This is a genomic window from Flavobacterium sp. 5, from assembly GCF_002813295.1.
Lineage (GTDB): Bacteria > Bacteroidota > Bacteroidia > Flavobacteriales > Flavobacteriaceae > Flavobacterium.
The window spans coordinates 962,657-980,253 of record NZ_PHUE01000001.1 but is presented as its reverse complement, the minus strand read 5'-3'; the positions used below and the strand labels follow the sequence as shown (position 1 = coordinate 980,253).

Sequence of the window (17,597 nt, the reverse complement as noted above, 5' to 3'; positions counted from 1 at the left end):
AATTGGTTTCGGAATCCTGCTGTAATCATTGCTAAATTGATTACTTTTGCAAATCTAAAAAAGTAGTATGAATAATATACTTGAAGTCAACAACGTAGTAAAACAATACGGCGATTATGTCGCCCTCAACTCTGTTTCTCTTTCGGTTCCTAAGGGCAGTATTTATGGTTTATTAGGTCCAAATGGAGCAGGAAAAACTTCCCTAATTCGAATTATCAATCAGATTACAATGCCTGATAGTGGCGAAATAATTCTTGATGGTGAAAAACTTCAGCCTAAACATGTACAATATATTGGCTATCTTCCCGAAGAAAGAGGTTTATATAGCACTATGAAAGTGGGTGAACAATGCTTGTATTTGGCACAAATGAAAGGATTGACTAAAGGTGAAGCCAAAAAACAACTCGAATATTGGTTTGACCGCTTGGGAATTCAAGGTTGGTGGAACAAGAAAATTCAAGAACTATCTAAAGGAATGGCACAAAAAATTCAGTTTGTGGTTTGCGTTTTGCACAAACCAAAGTTGTTGATTTTTGATGAGCCTTTTTCTGGATTTGATCCTGTAAATGCTAATGTGATTAAAGATGAGATTTTAGCTTTGAAAGAGGATGGGGCAACAATTATTTTTTCGACCCATAGAATGGAAAGCGTTGAGGAATTATGCGACCACATTGCATTAATTCACAAATCAAATAAGTTGATAGAAGGGAAATTAATTGATGTAAAAAGACAATTCAAAACCAATAGTTTTGAAGTAGGAATATTGTCAGACAATGTAGAAGGATTGATGTTTGATATCACTAAGAAATTTAAAGTAGGACAAGCAAATTTTAAATCTTTAAACGATGAAATAAAATTAGAGATTCAAATTGGAAACGCTACACCAAATGAATTACTAAATGTTTTAACGCAGCGTGGTCAAGTGACACATTTTGTAGAAAAAATTCCTAGTGTGAATGATATTTTTATCCAAACAGTCAGTTAGTTTTGAATTACGAAATAGAAATTATGAATTATGATTTCGGAAGTGAAAATCAGATTCATAATTTAAAATTCTTAGTTCAAGTATTGTAATTCATAATTTATAATTCATAATTAATTCAATGAGTATTATATCATTAATCATAAAAAGAGAATTTATAGCCAAGGTTCGCAATAAGTCATTTATTGTGATGACTTTTTTAAGTCCGTTGTTATTTGTTGGAATTGCAGGTTTTGTTGCCTATTTAAGTTCCATGAAACCCGAAACCAAACTTATTGCTATTCATGATGAATCGGGTTTGTTTGTTAATGAGTTTATGGCTTTAAACAATAAAAACAGCGATTATAAATATTTGGATTATTCCAGAATAAATCTTCAGGTCCTTAAAGACAGCATTACCAGAGAAAATTATGAAGCCTTACTTTATATACCCAAAACGACTACTAATAAAGATTTAGAAACTAAAATTCAATTGGTTTCCAATGATAGTCCTAGCATTATCTTTATTGAAAAAACACAGGGAATTATTGCAGATAAATTAACGAAGGATAATCTGGAATTAGCTCATTTGGATACTTTAGCTATTAAAAAGGCAAAAGCCGAAGTCGTTTTGAAATTATCAAAAGCATCAGGTGAAGAGAGTCTGCGTGGTTTAAATGAAATAAAAATTGGTATTGGTGGAGCGTTTGGCTATCTCATTATGATGTTTATTATTATTTATGGTAATATGGTGATGCGAAGTGTGATTGAAGAAAAAACCAATCGTATCGTTGAGATTATTATTTCATCGGTAAAACCATTTCAACTGATGATGGGAAAAATAATAGGTACTTCATTGGCAGGTTTGTTACAGTTTATAATTTGGACAGTTATAGGTTTGGCATTAATGTTTGCTGCTTCAGCTTTTTTTGGGGTTAATATTACTCCAACCGCTAAAGTTTCTCCAGAGATGATGCACGCGGCGCAACAAGAATTCTCAGGGACGGCTCAAATGTATATTAAAGAAATATGGAACCTTCCTATCGCAAGTATTTTGATAGGTTTTATTGTGTATTTTATTGGGGGGTATTTTTTATACAGTTCTTTTTATGCGGCTATTGGAGCTGCCGTTGATAATCAAACGGATTCGCAACAATTTCTTTTGCCTATCATCATGCCTTTGATGTTGAGTGTTTATATTGGATTTTTTACAGTGATTAATGACCCGCATGGAACTATCGCTGTAGTTTTTTCTATGATTCCGTTGACATCACCTATTGTAATGTTAATGCGTATTCCTTTTGGTGTACCATGGTGGCAAATTGCAATTTCCGTATCTTTGTTGTTCGCATCGTTTTTTGGTGTCGTTTGGTTTGCTGCCAAAATTTACCGTGTTGGAATTTTAATGTATGGTAAAAAACCAAGTTGGGGCGAGTTATATAAGTGGCTTAAGTATTAAAAAAGGAAGTTGCTTAGTAACTAAGTCGCTAAGTTTTTAAGGATTTTAGAAAAAGCTTAGAAACTCAGAATCTTTAAAAAAAATATATGAGTAAAATACTGATTATTGAAGACGAAGAAGCAATTAGAAGAGTATTGGTTCGGATACTTGCTGAAGAAAATGAGTCTTATGAAGTGGATGCTGCTGAGGATGGTGTTATTGGACTTGAAAAAATAAAAGAGAATGATTACGATTTAATTTTGTGTGATATTAAGATGCCAAGAATGGATGGTGTCGAATTGCTCGAAGCGGTAAAAAAGTTTGATACTGAGGTTCCAATTGTAATGATTTCAGGTCATGGTGATATGGAAACAGCGATAAATACGATGCGCCTTGGAGCTTTTGATTATATTTCGAAACCACCAGATTTAAATAGGTTGTTGAATACGGTTCGTAATGCTTTGGATAGAAAAAAACTGGTTGTCGAAAATAAAATTTTAAAAAAGAAAGTCAGTAAAAAATACGAAATAATAGGGAATTGTGAACCTATCAATCTTGTTAAAATCATGATCGATAAAGTTGCCCCAACCGATGCAAGAGTTTTGATTACTGGACCAAATGGAACCGGGAAAGAATTGGTTGCTCATCAATTGCATGACAAAAGTGAACGTTCTACAGCTCCAATGATAGAAGTGAATTGTGCTGCGATACCAAGTGAATTGATAGAAAGTGAATTGTTTGGTCATGTAAAAGGGGCATTTACTTCGGCAGTGAAAGATCGTGCTGGGAAATTTGAAGCGGCTAATAAAGGAACTATTTTCTTAGACGAAATTGGCGATATGAGTTTATCTGCTCAAGCCAAAGTTTTGAGAGCTTTGCAAGAAGGAATCATTACACGAGTTGGTGCAGACAACGATATAAAAGTAGATGTTCGAGTAATTGCAGCTACGAATAAGGATTTAAAAAGCGAAATCGCAGCAGGTCGTTTTAGAGAAGATTTATACCATCGCCTTGCAGTTATTTTGATTAGTGTTCCTTCTTTGAATGATAGAAGAGAAGATATTCCTGCTTTGGTAGAGCACTTTACGATTAAAATTGCTAATGAACACGGAAATGCAGTTAAACTTTTTTCTAAAAAAGCAATTAGTTTGTTGCAAGAATACGATTGGACAGGAAATATTAGAGAATTGAGAAATGTGGTTGAACGCTTGATTATTCTTGGAGGAAACGAAATTTCTGAGAGTGATGTTCGGGCTTTTGCAAGTAAATAAATTAAAGATAAGAATACATCGTTAGTAAAGATGTAATAATTCATAGCTTTTGGCTCATGCCTTATGCTTAATTACTGAAAAAATGAAATTAAAAAAAATAAATCAAGTATTGCAGGAAGCCTTAATAGATAGTGGATTGATAGAAGCTAATGAATTGCAAAAGGAAACTTTTTCGACCATAAAAAGTGGAGCAGATGCTATTATTTCTTCGTCTAAAGGTTCAGGTAAATCAACAACTATTGTTATGAATGTAATTCAGCAATTGATTTGTGAAGGAGAAGAATCGCCTCGCGCCCTAATTTTTGTAGAAGACAAAGCAAAAGTACTTGAAATGGAAGCACTTTTTGAAAAGTTTGGGAAATTCACTAATTTGAGAGTGTTTGGAGTTCATGAGAAAGGAGATATGGAATATGATAAAAATTATGTTTCAGCTGGAATCGATGTTCTTATAGGAACTCCTGTTAAATTAAGTGATATGTTTACTACGGCTGGTTATAATGTAAACCGATTGAAGATGTTTATTATTGATGATACCGATTCTATTTTGAAATTGAGAAATGAAACAAAAATCATGAGAATTTCAAATAGTATTACCAAAACACAACGAATTATTTTTACAGATAAAATTACAGAGCGCATCGAAATATTAGCCGATAAAATGTTATTAGAACCTTTTGTCTTTGATTTTGATGAAGAGTATGACGAAGATGAAGAGGATTTTGAAGAGGAAGAATCTGTGTTTCATGATGTTGATGATTTTGAAGAATCTGACGAAGAAATAGGTGACGAAGAAGAATAGTTTTTTTAATAATAAAAAAAAGTGTTTTTTTAAACATAGCTAATAGTTTAAGAAACAAAATTTAATTCGCTTTTTAACTTGAAGATTTGATATACAGTAATTTAAAAAATAAAATATTATGGGATTAATGAAAGTATTTTCGGGAAGTGAAATTTTAGCTTTGGCATTGCAAAAAAAAATTGAAGATGCAGGAGTAGAAACATCTATAAAAAATAATATTCAATCGGCTAGAATGTCTGGTTTTCCAAATACAGACTCAGCAGTTGAGGTATTTATTCAAGAAACAGATTTTGCAAAGGCAAATCCAGTTATCGAAGAATTTAGGTTAAGTATCTAGTTAAATTAATTTTTGATTTACCTTGAACTTAGTGTATCAAGGTTTTTTTTAGCTTGTTTACAGTATAATTAAACGGGCTGTCTATATAATATTTATGAATGAAAGAAGTTAAATACAAAATGATTGTTTTGGATATGGATGATACATTGTTGACAGACAATCATACTATATCTGATGAGAATAAAGAAATGATTTTTAAAGCCCAAGAATTGGGAGTTTATGTCGTTTTGGCCTCTGGAAGACCTACTTCAGCAATGACAGAATATGCTAAAGAATTGAAAATGGATTTTTATAATTCATATATGCTTTCTTATAATGGAGCCGTAATTACTGATTTGGCAGCTGATAAAGTACTGTTTGAACAAACCTTGACCAAAGAACAAATCCACGAATTATATGATTACAGTTTGGAAAGCAAAACGCATATTATAACCTATGTTAATGATGCAATTGTTAGCGAAACCGATTCTGAATATATCGAAATAGAAAAGCATATAACAGGTTTAGCTCATAATAAAGTCAGTAGTTTTAAGGATGAAGTTCAGACAAATGCTGTAAAGTGTATTTTACTGGAAGAGCCTTCTTATTTGAAAACTGTTGAAGATGATTTGAAATTAAAAATGCCTCATTTAAGTATTTCAATGTCAAAACCTTTTTTTCTTGAAGTAGCTCAACAAGGGATTGATAAAGCATATAGTTTGAAAAAATTGGCAGAGAAATTAGATATTCATCAAAGTGAAATTATAGCTGTAGGAAATGCTGGTAATGATTTGACGATGATAGAATATGCAGGTTTAGGTGTTTGGGTAGATAATGTAACCCCAGAATTAAGAGATAAAGGAAATGTTATTGTAGCTTCAAATAATGATCATGGTGTTGCTGAGGTTATAAAAAGATATATTTTGAATTAAAGAAAGAGATAAATTCAAATTACAAATTTGAATTTTAAAGCATAAAAAAACCGTTTCATTACTAAATGAAACGGTTTTTTTGTAGAATATAAATTATTATTTTTTAGCTACTGAGATAAAGTAATTGTTCCCGTCTCCCATAGTAAGTTTCACTCTTTCGTCACAAAGATCGATGCTAAATTTTTCGTTGTTGTAGCAAGTACAAGTTGTTTTTTTATCTTTAGACATTTCATTCTCGCATTTACCAGTTTTGTAATTGGCCAATTGAGGAGTATAAAATGATACTAAATCTGTTGATGCAGTTACTAGAGAGATAATACTTGCCGAGTTGTCATTAGCAATTCTATAAACAATTCTATCAGTATAATTAATGTTCTCTACAGAAACTTTTCTAATATAAGTATAAGATGTTGAAGCTGTTTCTACTGATTTTTCTTCAAATTTAAAACCAAGACTTCTGATGTCAAGATTAAATTTTTCTTGTGAGTTATAACTAGCCCAACTAGTCAAAGTACTGATTGTTGGAAAAGGATTTTTAGTTGCTATTGTTGGTGCATTTTGTGCTTGTGAGCAAAGAGTAATAAATAGTAGGGAGATTGTTAGACAGATTGATTTCATTTTTTATTTATTTAATATTGACCTACTCTTTATGGTTTTCGGTGATCCCATTTATCTTTAATTTAAACTATCGTTTGTTTTTCAGGTGGCATATAACAAAAGGCGAACCAATATACACAGATGGTGAAATGTTGTTGCTTTAGCTCTGTTTTTTGTAAAACTTTTATTTATTTCAGAATCAAATAGATCTAAATTATTCCTTGGAATAATTAGTTTTTTGATTTACAAAAATGAGTTTATAACGCAACTTTATTGGTGTTGATAAAGCTTTTGCCGTTAGTTTGTTTTTGGTGAGGTGAAATTAACATTTAAAAACATAAGAACAAAATCGAGATTACTTTATATTTAAAATAATTTAAGGTTATTATTGGTCATATTTAGATTGATGAAACTTTATATACACATAATCATTTTGTTAGACTTTTTAGTATAGCTCAAAAAATGTAAAAATTTATTATTTGAGATTCAAATTTTATATGGATGTAATATGCAATTATCGTTTAAAATGTTTAAATAAAATAAAAATATAAGAACTTGAAATTCAGTTTATTTCGAATTTCGTTTTCATGAATATTGTTTGTAAATTTGCACACTTAAATTTTTTGACAACGATTTCATTAGTTTAAGATAATTATGGAAAACAGAAAGAAAGTCGCTTTTTATACTTTGGGTTGTAAACTGAATTTTTCAGAAACATCAACCATTGCCCGAAATTTACAAGACGAAGGTTTTGACCGTGTTGATTTTGAAGAAGTAGCGGATATGTATGTAATTAATACTTGTTCGGTTACTGAGAATGCAGATAAACAGTTTAAACAAGTCGTACGTAAAGCGATGAAATTAAACGATAAAGCTTTTGTCGCAGCAGTAGGGTGTTATGCACAATTGAAACCTGAGGAATTAGCAAATGTGGATGGAGTAGATTTGGTTTTGGGAGCTACAGAGAAATTCAAGCTGGCTGATTATATCAATGATTTGTCTAAAAATGATTTTGGAGAAGTGCATTCTTGCGAGATTGCCGAGGCCGATTTTTATGTAGGCAGTTATTCTATAGGAGATAGAACCCGTGCTTTTTTGAAAGTGCAAGATGGTTGCGATTATAAATGTACTTATTGTACAATTCCACTAGCTCGAGGAATTTCTCGAAGTGATGAATTGGAAAATGTATTGAAAAATGCTTACGAAATTTCAAAACAAGACATTAAAGAAATTGTTCTGACAGGAGTAAATATTGGAGACTATGGAAAAGGGGAGTTTGGTAATAAAAAACACGAACATACTTTTCTTGAATTAGTTCAGGCTTTGGATAGAGTAGAAGGAATCGAAAGATTACGTATATCCTCTATTGAGCCTAATTTATTGAAGAATGAAACTATAGAATTTGTATCTAAAAGCAGAACGTTTGTACCACATTTTCATATTCCATTGCAATCAGGAAGCAATGATATTTTGAAATTAATGAAGCGTCGTTATTTACGTGAAGTTTATACCGAAAGAGTTAATAAAATTCGTGAAGTTATGCCACATGCCTGTATTGGTGTAGATGTTATTGTTGGTTTTCCAGGAGAAACTGATGAGCATTTTTTAGAAACGTATCATTTTTTGAATGAAATGGATATTTCCTATTTACACGTTTTTACATATTCTGAAAGAGATAATACCGAAGCGGCTGTAATGGAAGGTATTATTCCTGCTAATGTTCGCGCTAAACGTAGCAAAATGTTACGTGGTTTATCAGTTAAAAAACGCCGTGTTTTTTATGAGAGTCAATTAGGAAGTAACAGAACGGTACTTTTTGAGAGTGAAAACAAAGAAGGCTATATTCATGGTTTTACGGAGAATTATGTAAAAGTAAAAACACCTTGGAATCCAGAATTAGTAAATACATTGCACGAAATCAATTTAACAAAAATTGATGAAGATGGAAGTGTGAGAATGGAATTTTTGAATGTTGAGGTGTAATAAAATATTGTAAAAATTAAAATATTTTTAAACCATTAAGAGATTAAGAAAATTAAGTGCAAAGCTTAATAAACTTAATCTCTTAATGGTTTTATATTTTTAGCAAATGGTTGCTAAGGATTCGTGGACCAAATACTACTGTTTTTGATAAAAACGCGTTTGTTTAATTTTAGTTGAGCGATAATGAGTTCAGCCATATCTTCTGATTGCATTACTTTATCGGGGTTACCATCTGTAAGATTTAATTCTTTTGCCATATCAGTTGCAACTGTACTTGGAGTTAAAGCGGTAACGCGAATGTTGTGTTTACGAACTTCTTGCATCAAAGAATCAGTCAATCCTAAAACAGCAAACTTAGAAGCGCTGTAGGCACTAGTTAATGCATTTCCGTTTAATCCCGCTGTAGATGAAATATTGATGATATCTCCAGTTTGTCTTTCGATCATGTTAGGAAGAATGGCACGGGTTACATAATAAGTTCCCATTAAATTTACCTGAATGATACGCTCCCATTCGGTTGGTTCTAATTCTAAGAACTTTCCAAAGGCTGCGATTCCGGCATTATTAATCAAAATATCAATTGTTTTGAATTCAGCTAAAGCTTTTTCTACAGCTGTATTTACAGAATTGATGTCAGCAACATCTGCAGTTATTGCTAAAGCTTTCACTCTTAATGAACGTGCTTTTGCTGCTACATTGTCGATATCTTCCTGTGTTCTTGCTATTAAAATTACGTTAACACCTTCTTTAGCCAAAGCCAATGCAATTGCTTTTCCAATTCCTTTTCCAGCTCCTGTAATTAGAGCATTTTTATTTTTTAAGTCGTTCATCTTTTATTTCTTTTGTTCTAAAACAAAGTTAAGGTATTTGATGAGGCTTGAAGTTGTGGTTTGTGTGAAAAAAAAGCTAATTTTTAAAGGAATGAAATAATGTAACTTCGATTTTTTTTAGCCACAGATTCACAGATTAAAAAAGATTTATTTTGAAAATCTGTGAATCTGAAATCTATTATATCTGCTAAAGGCTCTTTAAAACTGTTATTTTATCTTAATATAATAAGTGTTAATTTCCCCTTCAAGAGCTTTTTTTCTTAACTCAGGATTTTTTATAACTCCCCTATCATCAGCTAGTATTATAAAACTACCATTTTTGTCCATTTTTAATTCCCAAATCAATCTTGTTTCATTATTAATTAATCTAAGAGTTAATTCCCAAACCTCACCATTTTCAAATTTTATTAATTGACAGCGATCATTGTTATAATGTTGGTTTCCAAAATCATATATAAATGTGATTTTTTTTATAGATTCTTCTTCCTCTTTACCTGATTCTATTTTGAAAAAATTAATTTCGTTGTCATTAAATTTTAGAAATTCTCCAAAATTAATATCTGTATTATTGAAGTTTTCATTTTTTTGCATTTTCCATCTACCTTTTAATTCTTTTTGGACAACATTTTGAGAGTAAACATTGATGCAAAGAATTAGCATTAATAGTGTTAAGTGTTTTTTCATAATGTTGGTTTATAATAATATTTCACTTCTCAATAGACTTCATATAAGAAGTGAAGTGTATTTACAAAGTTTGTTGTTTTTTCTTTATAAATAAAATTCGTTTAATTCTTTTGTCTTTAAACCTATTTCACGGTTTCTACCAAGCGAATAAATTCTGCTTTATAACCGTCTTCATCATTAGACAATCCTTCTTTGGCTAGTTTTTTAATATCTTCTGTAGCCTTATTAGAAACCAAATTCGAATCTCTTAATTTTAATCCAAACCAAGCAACAGCAGCACTAAATTTGAAATCATCAGATGAATTTTTTAAAGGAATGGATTTGTTTTCAACGGTTTTAACCATTTCAATACTTTTGTCTCCATCTGGTTTTTTATAGCGGAATTTTATAGTTGCCAGTTCATCAGAATAATCACTTTCATTTGAATCACTTTTAGTGTATTTCAAATCGGGTTGATTGTTAATATAATCACTTTTCACACCAGTTGGAATTACTTCGTACAAAGCTGTAACAGTATGTCCGCTTCCTAATTCACCTGCATCAATAGCATCGTTGGTGAAATCTTCTGAACGTAGTTTTCTGTTTTCATATCCAATCAATCTATACGCTTGAACGTGTTTTGGATTAAATTCGATTTGTATTTTTACATCTTTAGCGATAGCAAACATAGAACCTTTGAACTCTTTTCCTAAGAATCGATTGGCTTCCTGAATATTGTCGATGTATGCATAATTCCCATTGCCTTTATCAGATAGAGTTTCCATTTTACTATCTTTATAATTCCCCATTCCATAACCCAAACAAGTCAAGAAAACCCCGGATTTTCTTTTTTGTTCAATTAAAATCTGTATATCAGTATTGGATGAGGCGCCAAGATTAAAATCGCCATCAGTAGCCAGAATTACGCGATTATTCCCTCCTTTAATGAAATTTTCTTCGGCTAATTTGTAGGCTAATTCTATTCCTGCACCACCCGCAGTACTTCCACCCGCATTTAGATTTTCCAGAGCATTAATTATTGTTTGTTTTTGATCTCCAGCAGTTGGAGGCAAAACCATTCCTGCTGCTCCAGCATAAACAACAATAGCTACTTTGTCTTTTTTTCGCAGTTCGTTTACCAAAATTTTCATTGACTGTTTTAATAATGGTAATTTGTTGGCATCACTCATAGAACCAGAAACGTCAATCAAGAAAACGAAATTGGAAGCAGGTAAATTATCTGTTGGGATATTTTTTCCCTGTAAACCAATTTTTAATACTTGGTGTTTTGGATTCCAAGGACAATTGCTGTATTCCGTATTAATTGAAAACGGATGCTGATCTTGTGGTTGTGGGTATTTGTATTTAAAGAAATTCATCATTTCTTCGACTCTCACAGCGTCTTTTGGAACAGTTTGATCGTTGTTGATAAAGCGTCTTACATTGGTGTATGAAGCATTATCAACATCAATGGAGAAAGTTGATAGTGGTGCAGTTTTTGGGTTTTCAAATTGATTTTCAAGGAATGAATTATATTCTTCAATATTGTCTTTAAAATCTAATTCATGATAGTCAGCTCCTTTTTCGTTTAATTCCTCTTCTATTTTTTCAATCTTTTGCTCTTCTTCGTCAGTTGGATATTTTGAAGTTATCATAATAACTCCATTTTTACCTTTATTTCCAAAGGTTTTTTTTGCGTCAATAATTTTTACAACTTCTATTGTTTGAAATTCATTAAAATCAATAGTATTTAATTTTCTTTTCGAAATTTTATAACCATTAAGAAAAAGCAGTGGCTTGTCATTTGTACTAAATTCTTTGCCACTTTTTTGAATAATTTCATCTATAAAACTTGTATTGTTTTTATTTGTTCCCTTTTCTGAATTTGAAATAACTTTGTCTTTATTTTTTTTCTTTGCCAAACGGACTGTTTTATTCTTAATTGTAGAAATTGAACCCGTTAAAGAGGAGTGCTTAACAGTTCCATAACCAACCACGACTACTTCATTCAAAGCCATTGAACTAGGTGCTAATTTTATATTTATTTTATCAGATTTTTCGATTGTAGCATAACTGTTTTCGTATCCTAAATAACTAAAAACGAGTTGATTTCCTTTCTCAGCTTGAATACTAAATTTTCCATCGAAGTTGGTAGTAACATAGTTTTTTGCTCCATTAATAACGACATTAACTCCTGGAATAGGAATATTTTTTTCGTCAGTGATTATTCCTGTAATTGTTCTTTTGACAGCATCATAAGAAGAAGTGATTTTCGCTGTAACATTTTTTTCTTCTAAGGTAATAGCTTTGGTTTTCGCTGAAATCTCTGCTGAAGTCACTTGAACCCCTGTTACACGTCCTTTTAATGCTTCGTTTACATCTACGACTACTGGTATTTTTTCTAAATCCTCAGCAGAAATTATAGCAACAGAAGAGCCTGTTAAATCTGATTTTTTAATAGTTTCATTTTCTTTTGAGTTTATAATAGGTTTAGAAATATTTGTTTCTTCAATTACAACTGGTTTTTTAATCTGTTTTTTCAGTATAATTTCAGCATCAGGTTTAATAATTTCTGAAGGTTTTTGAGTAGTATTTGTGTCTTCTTTTTCTTGAATAACTACATTGTTTTGTTCTGTTCCTTTTGGAGTGATTATCCTCGAATCAGTTTTAAGGAACTGATAACCCAGTGAAAAAAACAATAGGAGTGAAGCTGCAATAGCTAACTTTTTCCAAAGAACAATTGTTTTTTTATCTTCTTTTTTATCGAGTTTTTCTTCTACACGCATCCATACTTTTTCGAATGCAGGAAAGTCTTTTTCTTCTGCTTTTTGGGAAGCATTTTTTATTTTGTTGAATATTTTATCTTGATTGTCCATGACTATTTCGCTTTTTGGTAATACAAATTGTTTACTAACTCTTTGAGCTTGGTTTTTGAAGCATTCAATTGTGATTTAGAAGTGCCTTCAGAAATGTTAAGCATAGCTGCAATTTCTTTGTGACTGAAACCTTCAATAACGAAAAGATTAAAAATGGTTTTGCAACCGTCAGGGATGTGATTTAGTAAATTGAGTAAATCTTCCTCTTCAAGTTCTGTCACTTCGTCTGTAAAAGGTTGTGAAATAGTTTTTACATCATCGAGATACAAATTGAAATTGGTTTTTTTCTTGATGGTTGCCAAACAATGATTGACCGTGATTTTTCGACACCAAGCTTCAAAAGCACCAAACTCTTTCAGTTGATCGAGTTTTGTAAAAATAGTGTAGAAAGCATCGGCTAAGGCTTCTTCTATTTCTTCTTCTTTCTTTAGGTAACGCTTGCAAGTGCGATACAGTTTTGGAGCCATAAGCTCATACACCTGACGCTGGGCGTCGCGATGCATTTTTTTGCAGTTGGAAATTAAGTTTTCGTTTATCACAATTGTTGTCTTTCTACTAAAGAGGATTAAAAAGAGAAAAAGGTTGGGAAGGGATTAAAATATTTTATGTTTTAGAACAGATAGCTCATAAATAATAGTTTCTAGTTTTGGTAAATCGACAGCCTAAATTAGAATATTGTTTTTTATAATGGCAAAAAAAAAAAGATAGTAGTGTTCTTTAAAAAAAACCTACTATCTTTTTTGATAATCTTTAACTTTAATTTTTAATTAAAAAGAAAAGCAATTACTTTTTCTTCAATAAAACTTTCTCTTGAGTGAATTGATAGGCTTCATCTAAAAAAGAAATCATTTTTTTCCAATCTGCATTTGGCCAATAGTATTTATTGTATTTCTTTGATGTTTTAATAGTTAATTTGTTGCCTTCTATTTTTGCAGTACTAATAAATTCTCCAGTTTCATTTTGTACTTTTTTATTCAGTTTTTCAATTCCAGAAGCAGTATATCCTGAAGGGATTTCAAATACAATTTCATTTTCGTAGCTACGTGGGTAAGGCGAATACACATTGTTTTTTCTATCCTTTTCTTTTTTGGTAATTTCTACTTGTTTGGTTAGGAATTTTCCAATTTCAAAGATATAATTATTACCGGCTTTTTTTATTAAATCCTTTTTGATTGCGAAACCTTCATTTAAAATAAGTGGAGAGTTTGTTCCGTATCTTCCTGTGTTTACAGTAGAAAAAGTATAGTCTTCTATTTCAAAACCAAATTCTTCGCTTATATCTTTTTTATATTTTTCTGATAGTTGTTCTTTAAGTTTACTTATAAATGCATCGTATTCTTTTATGTATTTTGCTCTTTCTTTTTTACTCTTTATACGATCATTTAAAGATTCTGTGATGTATTTAGAATTATCTTCATGTACATAATCATAAAACTTTACACGATCAGATTGTTCTTCTTCTTTAATGTGCCCTAAATATTGCATTTCACGATTGACTTTTATAGTTGAAAAATCATCTGCAATAGTTATGTTTGACACAACTTTCGAAGCATTATCATTGGCTGATGTTTCTGGTAAAGTAGTATTTACGGCATCTACAATTTTTTTTCCTTTTGAAATTTGCATAACATAGGCTTTTGTACCTTCTAGATTGCTATCAAATATATCCGTGTTTGAAAATGACGAAAACTCATCTAAATAGATAGGTTTTGGAGTGTTTATTCTAAGAAGAACTTTTAAGTTTTGCTGAATTAGTAAGTCATCGATTGATCCATTTTCTCTACCAGTTGCTACAATTAAATCATAATCAATTTTGTTCTCTTTTAGGAACTTCATGAAATAATTAATAAATCTTGTTTGAGAATCCATATACCATGTAAAGTCATCTTGGTAATATTTGTAGACACTAAATAGTTTTTGATTTTCTACCACCAATGGTTCAATGAATTGAGTGTAGAACTTATGTCTGGCAAAATAATACACTTCCCTTACTTTTTCTTCGTCACTCGAAAATTTATTGTTTTTTATAAATTTTTCTACCGGTGATAAATCTCCAGCAGGTCTGAATTTATCATTATAAAATTCAAAGACTTCTTCTTTTGAAACGGTCTTTTTTACAACACTTTCTTTTTCAGATAAAAAGGCATATGCTCTTTCTTCAAATTTTCCTGATCTTGCAAAAAACACTTGAAATTTATAACATGGCATTTCTGCCAATGGATAAAACCAACGAGGAAATTCATTCTTTTCAATATCTTTGGCTTCTAATACATATTGTCTTTCGCCACCTTTGTTTGTCTTTATTTCTTTGAGTTCTGGAGCTCCATTATAAGTATTGAAATTTAGAAAAAAATCATTTTCAGTTTTAAAATTAATTTTTAAATTCATTATTGGATAAGTGTCACCAAGTGTAGTTTCCTCTGGATCAAATCCTAATTCATATTTGGAATTAAAAGGTTCAATACTGTAGAAATACATATCAATTATATCTCCAACTTCAAGATTTGAAATGGCTATCTTTTTTTCTTTGTCAATTTCTTTCGCTTCCTTTTCAATATCAATTATAATTTCTTTACCATTTGGTTTGAGTATTTTTACCCCAAGAATGCTGGTTGACTTTTTAGAAGTATACCCTTTATTCGAATAAAATTTGTCTTCAAAAGAGAATTCAGAAAACTCTTTAACCGCAGCTAAATCCTGTAATTTAATTCTTTTTCTTATAGCAGAAGTATATTTTACACTTGTGCCAAATTTATGATAGTCATAATATTCATTTTTATAAATTATAACAGCCGATTCATCTTTCCATTTGCTAGGAACTTCCGTAACCTTATTATATTCATCGGACTTTCCCCAAAAAAAAGTTTCAATTTCGGCCTTGTCTTGAGCAAAAATTGAAAAACTTAATAAAAAGAAGAAAAAAGTAAAAATAGATTTCATGTTGTATTACTGTGTTTTTGTTAGTACAATTTGTTGATTATAGTTTGAATTAAGGTCTTTATTGAAAGCATTCCATTTTTGTATTTCGCTTGCTTTTATTTCAGCATTTTTAAAAACAAATTGCTTCTTGTAAATGATTTCTTTGTCGGTTTTCTGAAAAGTTATTGAAACACTATAATTATTTTCTTTTACTATCAGATCAGTTGGGATTTTGCTTACTTTATATCCAGTTGGGATTACAAATACGGTGCTTGTTTCAAAATTTTCTTTATAATCAAATTGGTAATCAGTTTTTCTGTCTTTTAGTTCTAAATCTTTGAAATCATGACTGTATTCTAAATCAATATACATTTCATTATCAAAAGTTGAGACTTTATTGTCGATAGCAATGTCATAATCAATATTTAGTTTTATTTCTCTGTTATTTAAATCAGAGGTTTTTATATTATTAACTTGGATGTTTTTGTCCTGAGAAGATAAATAGTTTTCAAGTTTTTCTCTTTTTTTATCGGTTTTAAAAGAAGAGTAGATTTTTAAAAATTGAGTTCTACTTTCTCCAGAATAATTTCTGGAACAAGTCCCTTTTAATTTGTCTCCTTCGATAAAAATTTTAGATTTGTATGATTCTTTATTTGCCAAATCAGTAACCAATGGAACTTTTTCTATAATAAAATCATTTCCGTTTTCAATCATAACTTCTTTGTTCTGAATTCTTTCGGCATTTTCTCCAAAAGGAACATAATTTTCTGTACCATCAAGGAAGTATTTCTTTCCTTTGAGAAAGACAGTACAAATCATATGATTGTCAACCGCTAATGATGGTGTTTTATAATCATAGGCTATATGTTTGGTTCCAATCCAAGTTAAACGTGCATCAAAACCAGCTACTTTTAGCATTTGTTTTATTAGGTTGGCCATTCCTTTGCAATCTCCATAACGATTCTGAAATACGTGATTAGATTCATCTGGCTTAAAACCGGCTATACCATCTTCAAAAGCTATGTATCTAATATTGTCTTGAACCCAATAATAGATGTTTTTTATTTTTTCTTCATCTGTTTTAGCTTTTGCAGTAAGTTCGTTTACTTTATCTTTAAAAACAGTGGGGTCATCTTTCATTGTATCAATCAATGATTTATACCATTTGTATAAGTCTGCGGTTGAATTAAATAAAACAACTTCTTTCTCTTTGTATTTAAATGATTTTGCTATTACTAAAATATGTGGATACAGATAGCTTCTTCCTGGGGAATCTTCTTCCTTATATATCGCAGGAATATTGCTTAGGGTATAAGTAAAAACAGTATTGTTTTTTGAGTCTTTTGTTTCTTGTTTGGTAATATTGTTGCCGTCAAAATTGAATTCTTTTAGTTCAATGTTTAGCCAAGAAGGTACAGTAACGGTAATTTGTTTTTTTAAAACGGGAAATTCGTCATTGAAATAGAGCGCGGTAAAATATTTAACGTCGTCATATTTTTTTTCCAATGCGTATTTATAGGTGTATCCTTGTACTGGAAAGTCAATTTTCATGTATTTTACATGGGCATCATTATAAAATAAATCGTTGTCTTTGTAAAATTCGTCGTGAATACTAAAATCTGTTTTTTTATCATTTCTAAAATTCAAACTAAACTCTTCAATTTTAGACTCACTATCGTAAAATTCATATTTTTGAATATCAGCTCTATGGTTGATATTCATCAAAAGTTCATTCACTTTGTGTTTTACAATGACCTTGGTTTGGTCTTTGTTTATATCAAAAGTTATGTTTTCAGAACTTTCTAATATGGCAACATCGTCTTTTGTATAAGTTTCGCGTAGTGTTTTCGCTTTTGTTAAATCAGCATCGGTTGGGTCAATGTTTTTTTGAGCGAATAAGGGAGTTGAAAACAGTAGGATTACTAATACTTTCGAGGCAATTCGAATCATAGATTTTTTTTGGAAAAATACTACTTTTAATTTTAATTCAAAAACCTAAAATAAAATAATTT

The 17,597-nt window shown here is 30.7% G+C and carries 14 protein-coding genes; 7 read left to right on the top strand and 7 right to left on the bottom strand.

Annotated elements, in window-relative coordinates:
• Positions 1-67: 67 nt before the first annotated feature.
• The 6 genes from CLU82_RS03950 (at position 68) to CLU82_RS03925 (ending at position 5,717) form a co-directional block, all read left to right on the top strand.
• Entirely contained in the window at positions 68-985 is a 918-nt protein-coding gene (locus CLU82_RS03950; protein WP_100841868.1) for an ABC transporter ATP-binding protein, read from the top strand.
• Positions 986-1,103: 118 nt separating this feature from the next.
• Entirely contained in the window at positions 1,104-2,420 is a 1,317-nt protein-coding gene (locus CLU82_RS03945) for an ABC transporter permease (protein WP_100841867.1), read from the top strand.
• Between the two features lie 86 nt (positions 2,421-2,506).
• Positions 2,507-3,670, top strand: coding sequence for a sigma-54 dependent transcriptional regulator (locus tag CLU82_RS03940; RefSeq protein ID WP_100841866.1), 1,164 nt, complete (start codon positions 2,507-2,509; stop codon positions 3,668-3,670).
• 82 nt (positions 3,671-3,752) lie between these two features.
• The gene (locus CLU82_RS03935; RefSeq protein ID WP_100841865.1) at positions 3,753-4,469 is read left to right on the top strand and encodes a DEAD/DEAH box helicase; all 717 of its coding nucleotides are present in this window, start codon (positions 3,753-3,755) and stop codon (positions 4,467-4,469) included.
• A gap of 118 nt (positions 4,470-4,587) precedes the next feature.
• The gene (locus tag CLU82_RS03930) at positions 4,588-4,806 is read left to right on the top strand and encodes a putative signal transducing protein (RefSeq protein ID WP_100841864.1); all 219 of its coding nucleotides are present in this window, start codon (positions 4,588-4,590) and stop codon (positions 4,804-4,806) included.
• Positions 4,807-4,904: 98 nt separating this feature from the next.
• Positions 4,905-5,717: a Cof-type HAD-IIB family hydrolase gene (locus CLU82_RS03925; protein ID WP_100841863.1), complete on the top strand. Its 813-nt coding sequence runs from the start codon at positions 4,905-4,907 to the stop codon at positions 5,715-5,717.
• Between the two features lie 96 nt (positions 5,718-5,813).
• On the opposite strand, the gene CLU82_RS03920 is transcribed toward CLU82_RS03925, so the two are convergent.
• Positions 5,814-6,335 carry a hypothetical protein gene (locus tag CLU82_RS03920; RefSeq protein WP_100841862.1) on the bottom strand — a complete coding sequence of 174 codons (522 nt, stop codon included), beginning with the start codon at positions 6,333-6,335 and terminating at the stop codon, positions 5,814-5,816.
• A gap of 633 nt (positions 6,336-6,968) precedes the next feature.
• On the opposite strand from CLU82_RS03920, the gene mtaB reads away from it, so the two are divergent.
• A complete protein-coding gene (gene mtaB, locus CLU82_RS03915) occupies positions 6,969-8,297 on the top strand; it encodes a tRNA (N(6)-L-threonylcarbamoyladenosine(37)-C(2))-methylthiotransferase MtaB (RefSeq protein WP_100841861.1) in 1,329 nt (442 codons plus the stop codon).
• Between the two features lie 113 nt (positions 8,298-8,410).
• Here mtaB and CLU82_RS03910 read toward each other — a convergent pair whose 3' ends face one another.
• The 6 genes from CLU82_RS03910 to CLU82_RS03885 form a co-directional block, all read right to left on the bottom strand.
• Positions 8,411-9,127, bottom strand: a complete 717-nt coding sequence (locus CLU82_RS03910; protein ID WP_100841860.1) for a 3-ketoacyl-ACP reductase — start codon at positions 9,125-9,127, stop codon at positions 8,411-8,413.
• 207 nt (positions 9,128-9,334) lie between these two features.
• Positions 9,335-9,811: a hypothetical protein gene (locus tag CLU82_RS03905; RefSeq protein WP_100841859.1), complete on the bottom strand. Its 477-nt coding sequence runs from the start codon at positions 9,809-9,811 to the stop codon at positions 9,335-9,337.
• A 122-nt stretch (positions 9,812-9,933) separates the two neighbouring features.
• On the bottom strand, positions 9,934-12,666 hold the full coding sequence (locus CLU82_RS03900; RefSeq protein ID WP_369828980.1) for a von Willebrand factor type A domain-containing protein: 2,733 nt from the start codon (positions 12,664-12,666) through the stop codon (positions 9,934-9,936).
• Positions 12,667-12,668: 2 nt separating this feature from the next.
• Positions 12,669-13,169 carry an RNA polymerase sigma factor gene (locus tag CLU82_RS03895; RefSeq protein WP_198520186.1) on the bottom strand — a complete coding sequence of 167 codons (501 nt, stop codon included), beginning with the start codon at positions 13,167-13,169 and terminating at the stop codon, positions 12,669-12,671.
• 280 nt (positions 13,170-13,449) lie between these two features.
• The gene (locus CLU82_RS03890; protein WP_100841857.1) at positions 13,450-15,606 is read right to left on the bottom strand and encodes a DUF3857 domain-containing protein; all 2,157 of its coding nucleotides are present in this window, start codon (positions 15,604-15,606) and stop codon (positions 13,450-13,452) included.
• 6 nt (positions 15,607-15,612) lie between these two features.
• A complete protein-coding gene (locus tag CLU82_RS03885) occupies positions 15,613-17,535 on the bottom strand; it encodes a transglutaminase family protein (RefSeq protein WP_100841856.1) in 1,923 nt (640 codons plus the stop codon).
• Positions 17,536-17,597 lie beyond the last annotated feature (62 nt).

Excerpts from the sequence above, each read along its gene's own strand:
- CLU82_RS03950 (WP_100841868.1), top strand. The coding sequence starts at position 68 with ATGAATAATATACTTGAAGTCAACAACGTAGTAAAACAATACGGCGAT.
- CLU82_RS03945 (WP_100841867.1), top strand. The coding sequence starts at position 1,104 with ATGAGTATTATATCATTAATCATAAAAAGAGAATTTATAGCCAAGGTT.
- CLU82_RS03940 (WP_100841866.1), top strand. The coding sequence starts at position 2,507 with ATGAGTAAAATACTGATTATTGAAGACGAAGAAGCAATTAGAAGAGTA.
- CLU82_RS03935 (WP_100841865.1), top strand. The coding sequence starts at position 3,753 with ATGAAATTAAAAAAAATAAATCAAGTATTGCAGGAAGCCTTAATAGAT.
- CLU82_RS03930 (WP_100841864.1), top strand. The coding sequence starts at position 4,588 with ATGGGATTAATGAAAGTATTTTCGGGAAGTGAAATTTTAGCTTTGGCA.
- CLU82_RS03925 (WP_100841863.1), top strand. The coding sequence starts at position 4,905 with ATGAAAGAAGTTAAATACAAAATGATTGTTTTGGATATGGATGATACA.
- CLU82_RS03920 (WP_100841862.1), bottom strand. The coding sequence starts at position 6,335 with ATGAAATCAATCTGTCTAACAATCTCCCTACTATTTATTACTCTTTGC.
- mtaB (WP_100841861.1), top strand. The coding sequence starts at position 6,969 with ATGGAAAACAGAAAGAAAGTCGCTTTTTATACTTTGGGTTGTAAACTG.
- CLU82_RS03910 (WP_100841860.1), bottom strand. The coding sequence starts at position 9,127 with ATGAACGACTTAAAAAATAAAAATGCTCTAATTACAGGAGCTGGAAAA.
- CLU82_RS03905 (WP_100841859.1), bottom strand. The coding sequence starts at position 9,811 with ATGAAAAAACACTTAACACTATTAATGCTAATTCTTTGCATCAATGTT.
- CLU82_RS03900 (WP_369828980.1), bottom strand. The coding sequence starts at position 12,666 with ATGGACAATCAAGATAAAATATTCAACAAAATAAAAAATGCTTCCCAA.
- CLU82_RS03895 (WP_198520186.1), bottom strand. The coding sequence starts at position 13,169 with ATGCATCGCGACGCCCAGCGTCAGGTGTATGAGCTTATGGCTCCAAAA.
- CLU82_RS03890 (WP_100841857.1), bottom strand. The coding sequence starts at position 15,606 with ATGAAATCTATTTTTACTTTTTTCTTCTTTTTATTAAGTTTTTCAATT.
- CLU82_RS03885 (WP_100841856.1), bottom strand. The coding sequence starts at position 17,535 with ATGATTCGAATTGCCTCGAAAGTATTAGTAATCCTACTGTTTTCAACT.